Here is a 17,538-nt window from a genome sequence, read left to right on the forward strand (position 1 = left end):
TCAAAACTGAATACAATATGTCAATGTTATTCCTGCATCTTCGTAAGAAGATGTTCCGAATATATCCTTAGAAAGGAGGTGATCCAGCCGCACCTTCCGATACGGCTACCTTGTTACGACTTCACCCCAATCATTTGTCCCACCTTCGACGGCTAGCTCCATAAATGGTTACTCCACCGGCTTCGGGTGTTACAAACTCTCGTGGTGTGACGGGCGGTGTGTACAAGACCCGGGAACGTATTCACCGTAGCATGCTGATCTACGATTACTAGCGATTCCAGCTTCATGTAGTCGAGTTGCAGACTACAATCCGAACTGAGAACAACTTTATGGGATTTGCATGACCTCGCGGTTTAGCTGCCCTTTGTATTGTCCATTGTAGCACGTGTGTAGCCCAAATCATAAGGGGCATGATGATTTGACGTCATCCCCACCTTCCTCCGGTTTGTCACCGGCAGTCAACCTAGAGTGCCCAACTTAATGATGGCAACTAAGCTTAAGGGTTGCGCTCGTTGCGGGACTTAACCCAACATCTCACGACACGAGCTGACGACAACCATGCACCACCTGTCACTTTGTCCCCCGAAGGGGAAGGCTCTATCTCTAGAGTTTTCAAAGGATGTCAAGATTTGGTAAGGTTCTTCGCGTTGCTTCGAATTAAACCACATGCTCCACCGCTTGTGCGGGTCCCCGTCAATTCCTTTGAGTTTCAACCTTGCGGTCGTACTCCCCAGGCGGAGTGCTTAATGCGTTAGCTGCAGCACTAAGGGGCGGAAACCCCCTAACACTTAGCACTCATCGTTTACGGCGTGGACTACCAGGGTATCTAATCCTGTTTGATCCCCACGCTTTCGCACATCAGCGTCAGTTACAGACCAGAAAGTCGCCTTCGCCACTGGTGTTCCTCCATATCTCTGCGCATTTCACCGCTACACATGGAATTCCACTTTCCTCTTCTGCACTCAAGTTTCCCAGTTTCCAATGACCCTCCACGGTTGAGCCGTGGGCTTTCACATCAGACTTAAGAAACCGCCTACGCGCGCTTTACGCCCAATAATTCCGGATAACGCTTGCCACCTACGTATTACCGCGGCTGCTGGCACGTAGTTAGCCGTGGCTTTCTGATTAGGTACCGTCAAGACGTGCACAGTTACTTACACGTTTGTTCTTCCCTAATAACAGAGTTTTACGAGCCGAAACCCTTCATCACTCACGCGGCGTTGCTCCGTCAGGCTTTCGCCCATTGCGGAAGATTCCCTACTGCTGCCTCCCGTAGGAGTCTGGACCGTGTCTCAGTTCCAGTGTGGCCGATCACCCTCTCAGGTCGGCTACGTATCGTCGCCTTGGTAAGCCGTTACCTTACCAACTAGCTAATACGGCGCGGGTCCATCTATAAGTGATAGCAAAACCATCTTTCACTTTAGAACCATGCGGTTCCAAATGTTATCCGGTATTAGCTCCGGTTTCCCGAAGTTATCCCAGTCTTATAGGTAGGTTACCCACGTGTTACTCACCCGTCCGCCGCTAACGTCAAAGGAGCAAGCTCCTTATCTGTTCGCTCGACTTGCATGTATTAGGCACGCCGCCAGCGTTCATCCTGAGCCAGGATCAAACTCTCCATAAATGAATTATGATGTTTGATTAGCTCATAAAATACTAATTTGTGTTATCTCTAACACTTGTTTTGAACCAACAATTTAATGTTGCGTTCGGAATTAACGTTGACATATTGCAATTCAGTTTTCAATGTTCATTTCTTCAATCACAAGAATTAATTTTACTCGCTTTGACTCAGAAAGTCAAGAACTTTTAAAAATTATTTTTCGTTGTGTTTTTCATTTCGTTTTTGTGTTTGTCGTTTTGTTTCGTCCGACAAGATAATACTATACACGCTTAATTTACTTTTAACAACGGTAAAATTTACACTATAACTCCGTGGTTTCATTACGTTTTCATCAAAAAGCAAACCTCCTTATACATATATTTGTTAAAGTACGGTTTTAGACAATTTAAAGATTGTAACACTACACTTATCATAGATTTACTGCTCAATAACCATACTTTGATTTCTTTTACATTTTTTTAATTTTATTTACAAAAAAATAAAGCTATCTGTTTAAGATAGCTTTATCGCTTACTTCATATTGTATTTTAACCATATTACATCTCTGTTCTGCCCATGATAGCCTTAGATAATGTAACTTCATCAGCATATTCTAAATCGCCACCAACAGACAAACCTTGAGCTAATCTAGTGACAGTAATTCCAATAGGTTTTACTAATCTAGATATATACATCGCTGTCGATTCACCTTCTAAATTAGGGTTCATCGCTAATATAAGTTCTTTAACTTCTTCATCTTTGAGTCGGTTAATCAAACTAGGGATATTGATGTCTTCTGGTCCAATACCATCCATCGGCGAAATAGATCCATGCAAGACATGATATAAACCTTTATATTCTCTCATCTTTTCCATTGCAATAACATCTTTATCATCTTCGACTACACAAATAACCGAGCGATCTCGTTGTTTATCCTGACATATATAGCAAGGATCCTGTTCTGTAATATGCCCACACTCACTACAATAAGTAAGTTCTCGTTTCACATCTACTAATGCCTTAGCAAATTGTACAACGTCATCTTCTTTCATATCTAATACATGAAACGCCAGACGTTGAGCTGTTTTTGGCCCAATGCCTGGCAGTTTCATGAAACTGTCAATTAGTTTCGAAATTGGTTCAGGATAGTGCATATGATCACATTCCAGGGATGTTTAAGCCTTGCGTATGCTTACCTAAACGTTCTTGTGTAAGTTCATCAGCTTTATTCATTGCTTCATTCGTTGCAGCAATTACTAAGTCTTGTAACATTTCAATATCATCAGGGTCTACCGCTTCTTCTTTAATTTCCACGTCAAGCACCTCTTTATGACCAGAAACTGTTACAGTAACCATACCGCCACCAGCTGTACCTTGTACTTTTTCTTCTTTAAGCTTTTCTTGCTCTTCGCCCATTTTCTTTTGCATTTTTTGCATTTGTTTCATCATTTGTTGCATATTTCCGCCACCGCGCATAAATATATCCTCCTTAAAACTTATATATTATATTGAATATCATTCATCTTTCGTTTCATTATACATGCCTTTTTAATCATTGTCATGTATCACTCTTCATCTATGATATTTACCGTACTTTCACCAAATAGGTCTTTCGCTTTCTGAACTAAGTCTACTTCTTCAGGTTCTGTTGTATCCGTACCATTGTTATGTGTATCTTCTGATGTACCTTGCTTCCTATTTTGAAGGTATTCTGATCTCACACGCATCCACTGGTCTGCAGGTACGCCAACCACTTTAACGGTTTTATCTATAATATTACAAACAACATTTTCGATATTTTCACGTTTTTCATCGTCTTTATTCACGATTTCACAATGAATTTCTTCTTCTAATTTAATTAGTACATGTGTTTCACTTGCAGCCACCGGTTCAGAATTTTGTAAAAGACTGACCAATGACTTCATATCATTACTTTTAGCATGATCAACCACTTCTTGCCAGTGATCTTTAAGCTGCTTGATATCATCTTTATTAGCTTTATCTAATACTTTAGCAATTTGCTGCATAGAAAATGCATTTTTAGACTGACTACTTTTAGTTGTAGAACGTTTTGATTGTTGTGGTTGCGCACTCGTTGTTACACCATTCGCTTTAAGTGTTTTTAATTCACTTTCTAATTGTTCCATTCTTTGCAGTAACACATCATTGTTTGGTTCTGTTGCTACACTTGTAGTCGCTAATGTTTGAACACTTTCTGGTTTTTCTTTTATCATTTCTGCGATTTTTACTAACAAGACTTCAAAATGCACACTTTGGTTTACGCTAAATCTAATAGAAACGAGTGTATCATTAATGATATCAATCATTTTGTAAAGTACTTCTAAATCAAAATGCATCAGCGCATCATATTCAGTTTCTTCATTAGATGTCTTATTCATGATTGTATCTCTGACAAAGTAGATCATATCGTTAATCAAACGATTTACTTCTTTACCTTGTGAGATGAATTGATGATACGTAGAGAAGGCGTTTCTCACATCACCTTCTACAACTTCCTTAAATAATTCATTTAAAGCTTTCGCATCTACACTACCAGTAACATTCAATGCATCTTCTAACGTTAAATGTTCATCTCCAAAAGCAATTGCTTGGTCCATGATACTCAATGCATCACGCATACCACCTTCGGATGCTTTGGCGATAAAGTTTAATGCCGCTTCATCATATTCAATCGCTTGCGATTCCGCTATAAACTTTAATCTTTCCACAATTTCTTCCTGGCTTATCGCTTTAAAATCAAATCTTTGAGCTCTTGATATTATTGTCGGAGGTATTTTATGTGGTTCTGTCGTTGCTAAGATAAATATAGCGTGTGCTGGTGGTTCTTCCAATGTTTTAAGCAATGCATTGAAAGCACCTGTAGTTAGCATATGCACTTCATCAATAATATAAACTTTAAACTTTGATTCGCTCGGCGCATATTTTACTTTATCTCTAATATTTCTAATCTCATCTACACCATTATTACTCGCAGCGTCAATTTCAATCACATCTGAGTTAGTCCCTCGTGTAATCCCTTTACAAATTGCGCATTCATTACACGGTTCGCCATCTGAACGTTCAAGACAGTTAATTGCTTTCGCAAACACTTTCGCAATACTTGTCTTACCTGTCCCTCTTGGACCACTGAAAATGTATGCATGGGATTGTTTCTCTTTTGAAATTGCATTGCGTAGTGTTTTAGTTACATGTTCTTGACCTACAACATCTTCGAAACTCTGCGGTCGGAACATTCTATATAAAGCTTGATAATTCACTTTCGCACCTCCAATTGCATTCACAAACTATTATAGCATTGAACTTCGTACTTTGAATATCAATTAAAAGCTTCTGAGTACACGACATCACCTTGAGGCTGTTCTAATAGTTGATCCCACAGGAATTTTACCATGAAATATTCTGAAGGCACGTCAAATGGACATGTTATGTCATAATCTGCTGCTGGTTCGTATCCAAACTGATTATAATATTTTGGGTCACCTAGCACTATAATGGTTGTATAGTCTTGTGTTTTCGCACGTTCTTCTACAGCTTGTATCAACGCCTTACCCAAGCCTTTATTTCTATATTCCGGCAATACTGATAGTGGGGCTAATGCCAGAACAGTATATCGCTTCGTTCCATTAATGACTGTTATTTCAGATAGCATAATGTGACCGACCACATCACCGTCATTATTTTTAGCTACCACTTCAAGCTCATAATTATACTCAGGTGCGTTCCTCAGTTTAGCTACCAAATTTTGTTCATCATGATTCGACTCTGTAACATCTGCAAATGCTGCTTCGATTGCTTTCAAGCTTGTGTCATAATCATTTTCAGTTAGCGTACTTAAATATATTTGCATTGGTTTCCCCCCCAAACGTTCAGTTCAAGACTTTAATGTCATAACATCGATTTCCAACAAGTTTTAAGACGGTTCCAATATGCCATCAAAGTATTGTTTATATTTTAATATAAAAAAAGAGTGACCGCTATCAAAAGATAAGTCACTCTTTATATATGTATATGATTTCATTAGTTTTAAAAATTAAAACCGTGCACCTTCGCTTCGAATGCGTATCACAAACGTTACCAAAGTCGACAGCTAAATCTCGGCAACCCTACGGCACATACGATGATCCACTTAATGCTGCTTCCGTCAGGACCTGACATGATTCATGGGTTCATATTGCATAGGACCGAGATCTTCAGACACTACGTGCTTTGGGCAGACTTCACAAAAACGCACCCTTAGCAAAGGAATTAAGTCTCGCATAAAGCGGATTTCGAGTACAGGGAACCGCTACCTCCCCACCTAGCACGGCAAGATATATCATACTATAATCACATATTAGAATGCAAGTATTACCTTTTGCATGGCTAGTAAAACCTTTACAAATCCTTCACACATCAGTCTTATCATTGTACATTTATAGTTTATGACGTCTAGAAAAATCATTGAATTTAAATTCGGTCGCTAAATGTTTAGAAATATTATACTGAAATATCGTAGTGTCTTTTAAATGAACAATGCCACGTACCGTCGCTGTATAGGCTGGATTGATTTCACCAAACACTTCATATTCCATCTCTCCAAACGGTTCAAATGTTATGGATTTGTTTGAATAACTAATTTCCAACCCTAATGTTTCCTCAATGTATTGATATAAAGAGTTTGTAGCAATTTCCGCTGTAACATTCGGCACAATTTCTTCTATTAGATAGTCTTCATCAATGATTTTTACTCTATCATCTATTTTTCTAGTACGTACCACATGACATAAGACAGTATTCATACTAATATTTAAAGCTTCTTTGACTCTCGGAACATCGCCCGCAGTAATGCTTTCGATCATCTTCACTTCTGTGTCATGCTGTAAACCTAGTCCGCGTTGCACTTCTCTAAAACTGGTTAAGTCAGCAAAAGGAAATTCTGTTACACCTTGATAAATAACAATAGAACCTTTCCCTCGAATCTTTTGTATCATGCCTTCTCTAACGAGTAAATTTAGCGCTTTACGTACAGTTTCACGTGATGCCTGATAAGATTCTACCAATTCATGTTCCGATGGCAATTGAGCACCATACGATATACGTGATTCAATAATATCTTTCCGCAATGTTTCATATATCGTAATAAATTTCTTCTGTGTCATCGTTTCGCTCACTGCCTTTTATAGATTAATGTGCAACTACTATGACGCCAAATCCATCAATCTTTCCATCTATCAACTGGCCATATTGCACTATGACTTCGCCATCTAACTTTAATCCTTCTGGTATTTCTATGCGTTCTTTTGAAAAGTTTGCAAGCACTATCCAAGTTTCACCTTTATAATGACGTTTATATATAAACAATTCATTGTGATCCATGTATAGTGGTTCAATACTTCCATAAGTAATAATGTCATGCTCATGGCGTAATTGAATTAAATGTCGATATGTCTGAAGTATGGATTGTTCATCTTCAACAGCTGCTTCAACGTTTATTTTATCAAAATTATTAGGGATATCAATCCATGGTGTACCTGAAGTGAAACCAGCATGTTCACCTGCTGTCCATTGAACAGGCGTTCTAGAATTATCACGTGATTTTTGTCCAAGAATAGTTAAAATTTCTTGCTCCTCATATCCTGCTGCTTTCATTTTGTCATAAGCATTTAAAGATTCAACATCACGATACTGTTTAATGTCATTAAAGCCTGGATCCGTCATACCAATTTCTTCGCCTTGGTAAATATATGGCGTCCCTTGCAACATATGCAGTACAGTCGCTAGCATCTTAGCACTTTGTTTACGTAGTGGTTCAGATGTGTCATCACCAAAACGCGTAACGACACGAGGCTGATCGTGATTACACCAAAATATCGCGTTCCAACCGCCACCTTCATAAATACCAAGTTGCCACTCCATTAGAATGTCTTTCAACTTATGAAAATCTAATTTAGCATTCGACCATTTTTCTCCGTCTACATAATCTACTTTAAGATGATGAAAATTAAACACACTACTTAATTCTTGTCGTTCAGGCGAAGTATATTTCACACAATGATCTATGGTTGTCGAAGACATTTCGCCAACAGTCATTAATTGTTTATCACCAAATGTTTGCTGATTCATTTCGTGTAAATAGTCATGAACACGTGGACCATCTGTATAGAATTCTTTGCCGATTTTTTCGGAGTTTTTAAATTCACCTTTTGAAATGAGGTTAATGACATCGAATCGAAAACCATCTATTCCAAAATCAATCCAGTGATTAATGATGTCGTATAGCACACGTCTGACTTCAAGATTATCCCAGTTCAAATCTGCTTGTGTCACATCAAATAAATGTAAATAATATTCATCCGTTTTTTCATCATATTTCCAGGCATTTCCACCAAATTTGGATTCCCAATTCGTAGGTGGTTCTTCATTTGCCGATCTTCTAAAGAAATAATAATCTCTATAAGGACTATTTTTATCAGCATATGCTTGCTTAAACCATTCATGCTCTGTTGACGTATGGTTGATCACGATGTCCATCATAACCTTGATATCTCTTTTATGCGCTTCAGCCACTAGCATTTCTAAATCTTCAATTGTCCCAAACTTCTCATTCACTTTATAATAGTTGCTAATATCATAACCATTATCATTCATAGGGGATTCATATACCGGTGTTAGCCAAATATAGTCCACACCGAGATATTGTATATAATCTAATTTTTCAATAATTCCTTGTAAGTCACCTTCACCACTACCTGTCGTATCATTAAATGACTTCGGATAAATTTGATAAACGACTGATTTTCTCCAATCATTTTGTTGCATATTATTGCCACCTCTACTTTTAATATTTTAAAAAAGAAACCCGCTAAGTAATTTTAGCGAGTTTAATTGTACTTCTCTGTCGTTGACGCCTATTCTTCAACCATTTCTTTCGCTTCTTCTTTACTAAATCTTGATAGGAATACTGTTAATATGGCAGGAACTACAAATGCTATAGCTGTCACTACTAAATATACTCCCCAGTATTCACTTTTTATTGAAATAAATGCTGGAAGACCACCAACACCAACACTACCTAGCACACGCGTCGCACCTAATACTGCACCTAAGATACAAGAAGTTGAAATCGCGGCGATAAATGGATATTTCAGTGGTAAATTCACCCCAAATAGTGCAGGTTCTGTGACACCTAAGAAACCTGAAACGCCTGAAGTCATTGCTAAACCTTGTTCTTTGACCATTTTACGTCTTCTATAAACGAACCAAGCACCAAATGCTGCAGAACCTTGGCAGATATTAGAAATTGCAAGAATTGGCCACAGATATGTGCCACCAAGCTGACTACCCATTAATTGGAAATCAACTGCTAAGAACATATGGTGTAAACCAGTAATAACTAATGGTGCATAGAACAAACCATAGATGGCACCACCTAACCAACCAGCATGTTCAAACACAAATGTTACGCCATTTGTGATGCCAGTACCTAGCCATAACGCAACAGGACCAATAACAATAAATGCTAAGAACCCTGTAATCAATAGTGCTACAGGTCCAACGACCAACATTTTAATTGAATCATGCACAAATTTATTTAAGAATTTTTCAATCTGCGCTAATACATATGCAGCAAGCAAGATCGGTAATACCTGTCCTTGATAGTTTAATTGCTTAATTTCTAAACCAAGTATATCCCAGGTTGGAATATGACCTTTCGCTATATCGTACTGTGATACAAGCTGTGGATTCATTAAAATCAAGCCTAAAACCAAACCGAGAATTTGACTCCCACCAAACACACGCATACTACTCCAACCGATTAACGCGGGTAAGAATATGAACGCTGTACTTGCAATGACATTAATAATATTCGAAATATCACCTAGCTGCGGAAATTGTTCTACCAGTGGCTTTGGACCAAATAACCCTTCCATCGTCAGTAAGTTATTAATCCCCATCAGTAAACCAGCAGTTACGATTGCAGGTAAAATCGGTATAAAGATATCTCCCAATAACTTAATCAACCTTTGAATCGGATTTCCTTTCTTCGCCGCTGCCGCTTTTGCATCATCCTTAGATGCTTCACTGACACCTGTTTCTTGGATGAATTGCTTGTAAACTTCATCTACTGTGCCAGGTCCAATAACGATTTGGTATTGGTTGTCTGCTTTAAATTGTCCTTTCACTAAATCATTATTGCTCAATCTATCTTTATCTACTTTATCATCATCTTTCAAGACCAGTCTTAGACGTGTCACACAATGTGTTGCTGTGTCCAAGTTGTCTTTGCCCCCAATAGCTTCGACGATATCTTGTACATCTTTCTTTTTAACAGCCATGATGATTCACTCCCTTATAATTAAACTTTAGATATTACTAGAAGTATAACTTGTCTATACAAGTTTTGTAAAGGTTTTCATAAAAGGGTGTTTTGTTCGTCGACTACAGGGCTACAATCTAAATATTTAAAACCAAAACCACCTATAACAATGAGTTGGCGTTATTAGGGGGCTCAAATTATAGATGGTTACATCATAATCATGTACTTCTTTGATAAATTTACGGAAATGACCTTACATCTTTTTTTCTATATAAAAGTACTTAGCCTAACTTAAATTTCGAATATGTAGAAAAGCGCATTAAAAAAGCAAGCATCCAAATTTTTCATTGAATACTTGCTTTATCTATATCATTAGTCTTGGTATTTTAAATATAATGGCGGAGGAAGAGGGATTCGAACCCCCGCGGGCCGTTAAGCCCCTGTTGGTTTTCAAGACCAATCCCTTCAGCCGGACTTGGGTATTCCTCCAAACACAATATTTATAATATTATAGCCCATGACAAAAGTCAATTAAAATCATTACCTTATACTAATGTTTTTTCTTTTAAATATTCATCCACTGCATTTGCGACAGCTCTTCCTTCTTGAATAGCCCATACCACAAGACTTTGACCTCTTCTAGCATCTCCAGCAGCAAAAATGTTCGGTTGATTGGTTCTAAAATCTTTGTTGTCAGCTACAATTTTGTTTCTTTCTGTTTGAATATTAAAAGCATGCGGTACTGTTGTTTCTGTACCTATGAAACCAATCGATAACAATACTAGATCTGCAGGCCAATGGCGTTCTGTTCCATCTACGACCACCATGCCTTCGTCTGTTTCTTCCAGAATTTGAGTATAAACACCTTTCACATTACCAATACGGTCAACATCATAACGCATCGTTTGCACACCATAAGCACGCGGCTCAAATCCAAAGCGCTGTTCATATTCTTTATGCGCGTAATCCATTTTGAATACTGGCATTGCTAATGGCCAATAGGTATTTTCATCAAATTCAATCGCTTCAGGTTGTTTCGTATACTTATTAAATTGGACGATAGACTTACAGTTTTCACGAAGTGCTGTTGCAACACAATCGGCTCCCGTGTCTCCCGCTCCAATAACGACCACATTTTTACCTTCTGCAGAAATCGTTGGTTCCTTGATTTCACCATTCAAATACTGACCTTGCTCCGTCAAATAATCCATCGCAAAATGTATGCCGAATCCCATACGCCCTTCTAATGGTAAATCTCTCGCATTTTGAGACCCTGTACATAAGATGATTGCGTCATGTTTCTCTTCTAATGCTTCTCTACTCACGTCGACACCAATCTCTGTATCTGTTTCAAATCGGATGCCCGAAGCTTCCATAATAGATATTCTACGACGCACGACATCTTTATCTAATTTCATATTAGGTATGCCATACATCAGTAGACCGCCCGCTTCATGCGCACGTTCATATACCGTTACATGATAACCTAATTTATTAAGTTCTTCTGCTGCCGTTAATCCTGCTGGGCCACTACCAACGATGGCTACAGACTCATCTTTACGTTGTTCTGGCACAATTGGTTTAACCCAACCGTTTTCATATGCTTCATCAATAATCGTTCTTTCAATACCTTTAATAGCTACTGATTCACGATTTATTTTCATAACACATGATTGTTCACATGGCGCTGGGCATACTCTACCTGTAAATTCTGGAAAATTATTCGTTTCACTTAATCGCTCATATGCCGTCTTAAAATCTTGTCTATAAACTAAATCATTCCATTCAGGTATATAGTTACCAATAGGACAACCAATCGTTTCTCTGCCAAATGGTTCACCTGTCTGACAAAATGGCGTACCACAATCCATACAACGTGCACCTTGTTGTGCAGCTTCGTCTTTTGTAAATCTTTGCTGGAATGCGTCATGATTTTTCAAACGATCAACTAAAGATAATTCGTGTAATTGTTGTTTGTCATAATTCATAAATCCTTTAAATTCACCCATGACAATCCCTCCTTTACGATTTAATATACGGCTGTTTTTTGTTGTTCTGACATTAAGTGCGTACGCTTATCATTAAAGGCATTTAATAAAGCTTCATCCAAAGCATCCGTCTGTTGTTTTTGCAAATCTATCTTTTGCATCATTAATTTATAATCTTTTGGTATCACTTTTACTACCTTATCTGCAATATGATTAAAATCTGCTAATATCTCTTTCGCTTTAGTACTGTCGGTATATTTAACGTGTGCTTCTAACATATCTTTGACGACGTTGCGTTCTTCATCTACTGTTATCGCATCAAAGTCTAAACTCTCAAGTTGATTCTGCGCTTTAAATTGCGCTACATCAGATGGAAAAACATAACTAACGCCACCACTCATACCTTGACCAAAGTTTTTACCTACGTCTCCTAATATAATGATTCTGCCTCCAGTCATGTATTCAAGACCGTGATCTCCGATACCTTCCACGACGGCTTGGACACCACTATTACGAATACAGAAACGCTCGCCAGCTTTACCATTAATAAAAGCTTTACCGTGAGATGCGCCATAAAAACAAACATTACCTACGATAATTTCATTTTCACGTTGTTGATTAGGTGCTTTAACAATTACTTTTCCGCCCGATAAGCCTTTTCCAACATAGTCATTAGCATCACCTGTATGATGAATTGTCAGTCCGCTTGGTGTATACGCAGCTAAACTTTGACCTGCATGACCCGTCGTTTGTGCATATATCGTATCTTCACTCAATCCTTCTGCTCCATGCGCTCTTGTAATCATACTGCCAGTAATAACACCCACATCACGCTGTTCATTGTTTAAGCGATATTGACCTTCGAATGATTGGCCAGATCTTATCGCTGTTTGTGCATCAGGATACAATTCAGTTAAGTCAAATCCTATATCTAAATGATGATTTTGTTCAATCTTCTTATATCTATCTCCATCATGTTGATACAATAATGCTTCAACATTCATAGATGCAGCTTTAGGTTGACGCGTTGCAAGATTGGTTTTACGCGTTAACAAATCCGTTCTACCTACTAATTCATCCACTGTTCTCAATCCTAGTTCCGCAAGAATCTCTCTCAATTCTTCAGCAACAAAATGCATGAAATTCACAACATGATCCGCTCTACCATTAAATAGTGCGCGTAGGTCTTTATTTTGTGTTGCAATACCAACCGGACATGTATCTTTATGACAAACACGCATCATGATGCATCCTAAAACAACCAATGGTGCAGTCGCAAAGCCAAATTCTTCAGCGCCTAACGCACAAGCGTAGGCTACGTCTTTGCCGGTGAGTAACTTACCATCTGTTTCTACCTTCACACGTGATCTCAAGTTATTCATCATCAATGTTTGATGCGTTTCAGCTAATCCAATCTCCCATGGCACGCCTGCATGTTGAATACTCGTCTTCGGTGATGCCCCTGTACCACCATCGTAACCACTAATAACAATTTTATCGGCATAGGCTTTTGCTACGCCCGCTGCAATGGTACCAACACCTGTTTTAGATACGAGCTTAACTGTTATATTGGCATCTTTATTGGCATTTTTTAAATCGTGTATTAACTGTGCTAAATCTTCTATCGAATAAATATCATGATGCGGCGGTGGTGATATCAAGCCAATACCTGGTGTTGAGCCCCTTACTTCAGCTATCCATGGATATACTTTGGTTCCTGGTAATTGTCCGCCTTCCCCTGGTTTAGCGCCTTGCGCAACTTTAATTTGTATTTCTTTTGCGTGTTGCAAGTAGTCACTTGTCACACCAAAACGACCGGATGCCACTTGTTTAATCGCACTTGAACGATTACGTCCTTCTTCATCAACTATAAAGCGCTCTGGATTTTCTCCGCCTTCACCGCTATTACTTTTACCACCCATTTGATTCATTGCTTCTGCTAATGTTTGGTGGGCTTCTTCAGAAATAGAACCATAGCTCATTGCACCTGTATTAAAACGTTGAACAATTGCACTTGCAGGTTCTACTTCACTGATATCGATTGGTGTTTGCGATGATTTAAATGTCATCAAGTGACGAATATGATCCGTACGCTTATGGTTAACTTCGTTTGAAAATGCTTTGAATTTTTCATAATCATTCAATCGACACGCATGTTGCAATAAATGAATAGATGTAGGGTTAAAAGCATGGCGTTGACCTTGCTTACGCCATTGGAATGTACTCCCCGATTCAATGTACTCACTTTTTGGTGTCTGTCTAGATTTATTCTCTTTATCAATCATCTCAAGTGATATGCCAGATAATTTTGTTTGCGTTCCAGTGAAATATCTTTCAACAACCTCATCTGATAATCCAACTGCTTCAAAGATTTGTGCCCCTTGATAACTTTGAACTGTTGAAATACCCATTTTAGCCATTACTTTAATTACACCTTCAGACAATGTATCTGTATAAGTTTGAACATTTTCAGAAGTATCCCCTTCTAAACGTTCATTTTGCACTAATTCTTCAATTGTTCGTTGCGCTAAATATGGCACAACCGCATTAGCACCATAACCTAGCAAACAAGCAATGTGATGAACCTCTCTTGATTCGCCCGACAAAGCAACAATACTTGTTCGCATACGCAATCCTTCTTTGATCAACAATTGGTGAACATGGCTAACAGCTAATAATATCGGCATCGCGTAACCTTTTTCTGAAACTAAAACACTATCATCGAGAACTAAAATTTCTTCTCCACGTTTTACTGCTTGAATAGCTTTATTACCAAGTACATCTAGCGCGTCTTCTAAATCATCATGATATACCGTTGATAAACGCGCGACATTAAATCGGCTTTCTTCAATGACATTTAACTGCGCTTCCGTCATGACAGGGCGTTTTAATTGAATACGATTTAACGCATCTTCACTCGGTTGTAACAAATTCCCCTCGCTACCTAAATAAGACAACTCACTCGTTACAATCTTTTCACGATAAGCATCAATAGGAGGATTAGTAACTTGTGCAAATAATTGTTTGAAATAATTAAAGAGTGATTCATCCTGTTCATTTAATGCTGCTATCGGCACATCATAACCCATCGCACCAATAGGATCTTTCTTACTTTCAACCAATTCTGTAAGATATTTATCTATTTCTTCTTTGGTATAGACAAATTGTTTTTGCATACGTGTTAATGTTGCTTCATTCCAAGAAGATGGTTGATAAGACACATGCTCTAAATTCAAATCAACTTTAAATTGACTCAACCAACTCTCATATGGATGTTCATCTGCAATACGTGCTTTTAATTCATTATTTTCAACCACTTTATGTGCATTAAAATCAACTAATAGTAATTTTCCTGGGTTTAATTGGCCTTTAAATGCAACATTGTCTTCTGGTACATCTACTACACCTACTTCTGATGAAAAGACAATATAATTATCTTTAGTAATGGTATAGCGACCTGGTCTCAAACCATTTCTATCTGTTAGCGCACCAATCTTATCGCCGTTACAGAATGAAATCATTGTCGGTCCATCCCATGGTTCCATCAAATAACTATAGAATTCATAAAACGCACGTACATTAGCGTTGTTTGCTTTATTGTATAACCAAGGTTCTGGAATCATCAGCATTGCCGCTCGCTCTGGTTCCATAGCTAAAGATAAAAATTCTAATGCATTATCAACAATTGCAGAATCACTACCATCTTCATCTACAATATCTTTGACTTTATCCTTATCTTCACCAAAAATGGTAGCTATAAGCTCATTCTGTCTTGCACGCATCCAGTTTACATTACCTTTAATTGTATTAATTTCACCGTTATGCATTAACAATCGATTAGGATGTGCACGTTTCCAACTCGGGAAAGTATTTGTACTAAAACGAGAATGAACCAGACCTAGTTTTGACACGAAATCTTCATGATTCAAATCTTCATATAATGCGTTAATTTGATCCGAGCGCAACCAACCTTTATATACAATTGTTTTATGCGATAAACTCGTGAAATACAAATCCAATTGTTGTTGATTTGCATAATTTTCAATTTGTTTTCTCGCTAAAAATAATGTGCGCTCTATATGTGAAGTATCATTTAACGCAACAAATACTTGCTGAATATACGGCATTGTTTCTGCTACATGTGCTGCAATCGCGTTAATATCTACAGGCACTTCTCTATAGCCAAGCACAGTTAGACCTTCCGCTTCAAAATGCGCGTTAAACTGCGCTTCATGTTGAGAACCTTTAATTTTTTCGTTTGTAAAAAACATACCTACTGCATATTGACCTTCTTCAGGTATATCAAAATCAAGGTGTCGTGAAAAATATGCATATGGTACTTCGGTCATGATGCCTGCACCATCACCTGTGACACCATCTGCACCTATACCACCACGATGATCTAATCTACGTAACATTTCTAATGATTTTTCCACGATATCATGACTTCTTTTATTATCCATATTGGCGTAAAATCCTATACCACAAGCGTCATGTTCCTCGCGACTATCATATAACCCCAATTTCTCTTTATACTCGACCATGATCTTCACCTCTTTTACGAAAATTCTGAAAATTAAATAAGTAAGTAAACTATATAGCAGTTGATTAATCTGTTCAATATATAAAATAGATGATATCATTCTAATTATTAGAACAATTGTTGAAAAGAGGGTTATACATGGAAATTAAACAATTGAAATATTTTATAGAAGTTGCAAAAAGAGAACATTTATCAGAAGCAGCATTAGAATTAAATATTGCACAATCAGCAATCAGTCGCCAAATTGCTCATCTTGAAAATGAACTCCAAGTTACCTTATTCAAAAGAGAAGGTCGAAATATTTATTTAACAGATGAAGGAAGACAGTTTTTCTCTGAAGCAACCAAAATTATCGACCAACTTGATGAAACAATCCGTTTGTTCCACAATCAATCAGAGTCAAACCACTTCATTATACGAATCGGCTATGTTGAATGTTATATTTCTCAAGTACTCACTTTATTGATACAAGCATTTGAAAATAACAGTGATTCTATTATTGAACCTATTCTAATGAAAGAAAGCGAAATATTAAACGCTCTCATTACAAACCAAATCGATATCGCCTTTATGGATTTAACACAAAAAATCAAACAAAATACATCATTAAAAATAAATCCGTTATTTGAAGAAAATTTTCATATCTATGTCCCTAAAGATGATCCAATTACCATGGCAACGAACCCACCTTTAATACAATTTTCAAACAAATCGATTTATGAACTCTATGCTTTGCCACTACACATCAAACAAACATTAGCCAATGTCGTAGAAACGCCTATTCGCACAGTAACTAGTACACAGTTAGCTCAATACTTATTAAATAAAGGTCGAAGCTATATCATCGCACCATCTTATCAACTCTTAGATAAAAATCCCCAAAAATGGATAGATATCTCATTAGAACACACAGAGTTAAAACGTACCATATGTAGCATCATTCGTCGTGATAATAGAAAAAATGATATTCAACTCATGTTATCTACGATTGACCAGTTACTAAGTCGTAGCGCCACATATCATTAAATACTTTTTCATAAATCTTTGAGTTCAGTTCTCGATGCGCGTATAATCGCATTGTCTATAA

10 protein-coding genes, 1 tRNA gene, 1 rRNA gene and 1 other RNA gene are annotated in these 17,538 nt (G+C 37.6%); 1 reads left to right on the plus strand and 12 read right to left on the minus strand.

All coding sequences use genetic code 11. The features are described from left to right. Positions 1-71: 71 nt before the first annotated feature. The 12 genes from M1D64_RS12025 to gltB all read right to left on the minus strand — a co-directional run bounded on the left by M1D64_RS12025 (position 72) and on the right by gltB (position 16,452). A 16S ribosomal RNA gene (locus tag M1D64_RS12025) occupies positions 72-1,624 on the minus strand. Positions 1,625-2,160: 536 nt separating this feature from the next. Next, positions 2,161-2,757, minus strand: coding sequence for a recombination mediator RecR (gene recR / locus M1D64_RS12030; protein ID WP_002484223.1), 597 nt, complete (start codon positions 2,755-2,757; stop codon positions 2,161-2,163). Positions 2,758-2,761: 4 nt separating this feature from the next. Continuing rightward, positions 2,762-3,079, minus strand: coding sequence for a YbaB/EbfC family nucleoid-associated protein (locus tag M1D64_RS12035; protein WP_002484224.1), 318 nt, complete (start codon positions 3,077-3,079; stop codon positions 2,762-2,764). 89 nt (positions 3,080-3,168) lie between these two features. Further along, entirely contained in the window at positions 3,169-4,881 is a 1,713-nt protein-coding gene (dnaX, locus tag M1D64_RS12040) for a DNA polymerase III subunit gamma/tau (protein ID WP_480977490.1), read from the minus strand. Between the two features lie 59 nt (positions 4,882-4,940). Next, on the minus strand, positions 4,941-5,471 hold the full coding sequence (locus tag M1D64_RS12045) for a GNAT family N-acetyltransferase (RefSeq protein WP_002484226.1): 531 nt from the start codon (positions 5,469-5,471) through the stop codon (positions 4,941-4,943). A 189-nt stretch (positions 5,472-5,660) separates the two neighbouring features. Then, positions 5,661-5,930, minus strand: an RNA gene (gene ffs / locus M1D64_RS12050) — signal recognition particle sRNA large type. Positions 5,931-6,036: 106 nt separating this feature from the next. After that, positions 6,037-6,762 carry a trehalose operon repressor gene (gene treR, locus M1D64_RS12055; protein ID WP_011303885.1) on the minus strand — a complete coding sequence of 242 codons (726 nt, stop codon included), beginning with the start codon at positions 6,760-6,762 and terminating at the stop codon, positions 6,037-6,039. A 25-nt stretch (positions 6,763-6,787) separates the two neighbouring features. Continuing rightward, complete coding sequence (gene treC / locus M1D64_RS12060) at positions 6,788-8,422, minus strand: alpha,alpha-phosphotrehalase (RefSeq protein WP_002484228.1); 1,635 nt, start codon at positions 8,420-8,422, stop codon at positions 6,788-6,790. 89 nt (positions 8,423-8,511) lie between these two features. Then, the gene (treP, locus tag M1D64_RS12065) at positions 8,512-9,939 is read right to left on the minus strand and encodes a PTS system trehalose-specific EIIBC component (protein WP_002484229.1); all 1,428 of its coding nucleotides are present in this window, start codon (positions 9,937-9,939) and stop codon (positions 8,512-8,514) included. A gap of 377 nt (positions 9,940-10,316) precedes the next feature. Next, positions 10,317-10,409 (minus strand) — tRNA-Ser (locus tag M1D64_RS12070). Positions 10,410-10,465: 56 nt separating this feature from the next. Further along, the gene (locus M1D64_RS12075; RefSeq protein WP_002484230.1) at positions 10,466-11,929 is read right to left on the minus strand and encodes a glutamate synthase subunit beta; all 1,464 of its coding nucleotides are present in this window, start codon (positions 11,927-11,929) and stop codon (positions 10,466-10,468) included. A 20-nt stretch (positions 11,930-11,949) separates the two neighbouring features. After that, on the minus strand, positions 11,950-16,452 hold the full coding sequence (gene gltB / locus M1D64_RS12080) for a glutamate synthase large subunit (RefSeq protein ID WP_480977491.1): 4,503 nt from the start codon (positions 16,450-16,452) through the stop codon (positions 11,950-11,952). Between the two features lie 137 nt (positions 16,453-16,589). Between gltB and gltC the strand changes: the two genes are divergently transcribed. Beyond that, positions 16,590-17,477 carry a glutamate biosynthesis transcriptional regulator GltC gene (gene gltC / locus M1D64_RS12085; protein WP_480977492.1) on the plus strand — a complete coding sequence of 296 codons (888 nt, stop codon included), beginning with the start codon at positions 16,590-16,592 and terminating at the stop codon, positions 17,475-17,477. Positions 17,478-17,538 lie beyond the last annotated feature (61 nt).

It is taken from the genome of Staphylococcus sp. Z5-21, from assembly GCF_056529615.1.

What these genes read in the sequence shown, in the direction of transcription:
- M1D64_RS12045 (WP_002484226.1), bottom strand. Translation starts at nt 5,471, where the DNA reads ATGCAAATATATTTAAGTACGCTAACTGAAAATGATTATGACACAAGC.
- M1D64_RS12035 (WP_002484224.1), bottom strand. Translation starts at nt 3,079, where the DNA reads ATGCGCGGTGGCGGAAATATGCAACAAATGATGAAACAAATGCAAAAA.
- gltC (WP_480977492.1), top strand. Translation starts at nt 16,590, where the DNA reads ATGGAAATTAAACAATTGAAATATTTTATAGAAGTTGCAAAAAGAGAA.
- gltB (WP_480977491.1), bottom strand. Translation starts at nt 16,452, where the DNA reads ATGGTCGAGTATAAAGAGAAATTGGGGTTATATGATAGTCGCGAGGAA.
- M1D64_RS12075 (WP_002484230.1), bottom strand. Translation starts at nt 11,929, where the DNA reads ATGGGTGAATTTAAAGGATTTATGAATTATGACAAACAACAATTACAC.
- treC (WP_002484228.1), bottom strand. Translation starts at nt 8,422, where the DNA reads ATGCAACAAAATGATTGGAGAAAATCAGTCGTTTATCAAATTTATCCG.
- treR (WP_011303885.1), bottom strand. Translation starts at nt 6,762, where the DNA reads ATGACACAGAAGAAATTTATTACGATATATGAAACATTGCGGAAAGAT.
- treP (WP_002484229.1), bottom strand. Translation starts at nt 9,939, where the DNA reads ATGGCTGTTAAAAAGAAAGATGTACAAGATATCGTCGAAGCTATTGGG.
- recR (WP_002484223.1), bottom strand. Translation starts at nt 2,757, where the DNA reads ATGCACTATCCTGAACCAATTTCGAAACTAATTGACAGTTTCATGAAA.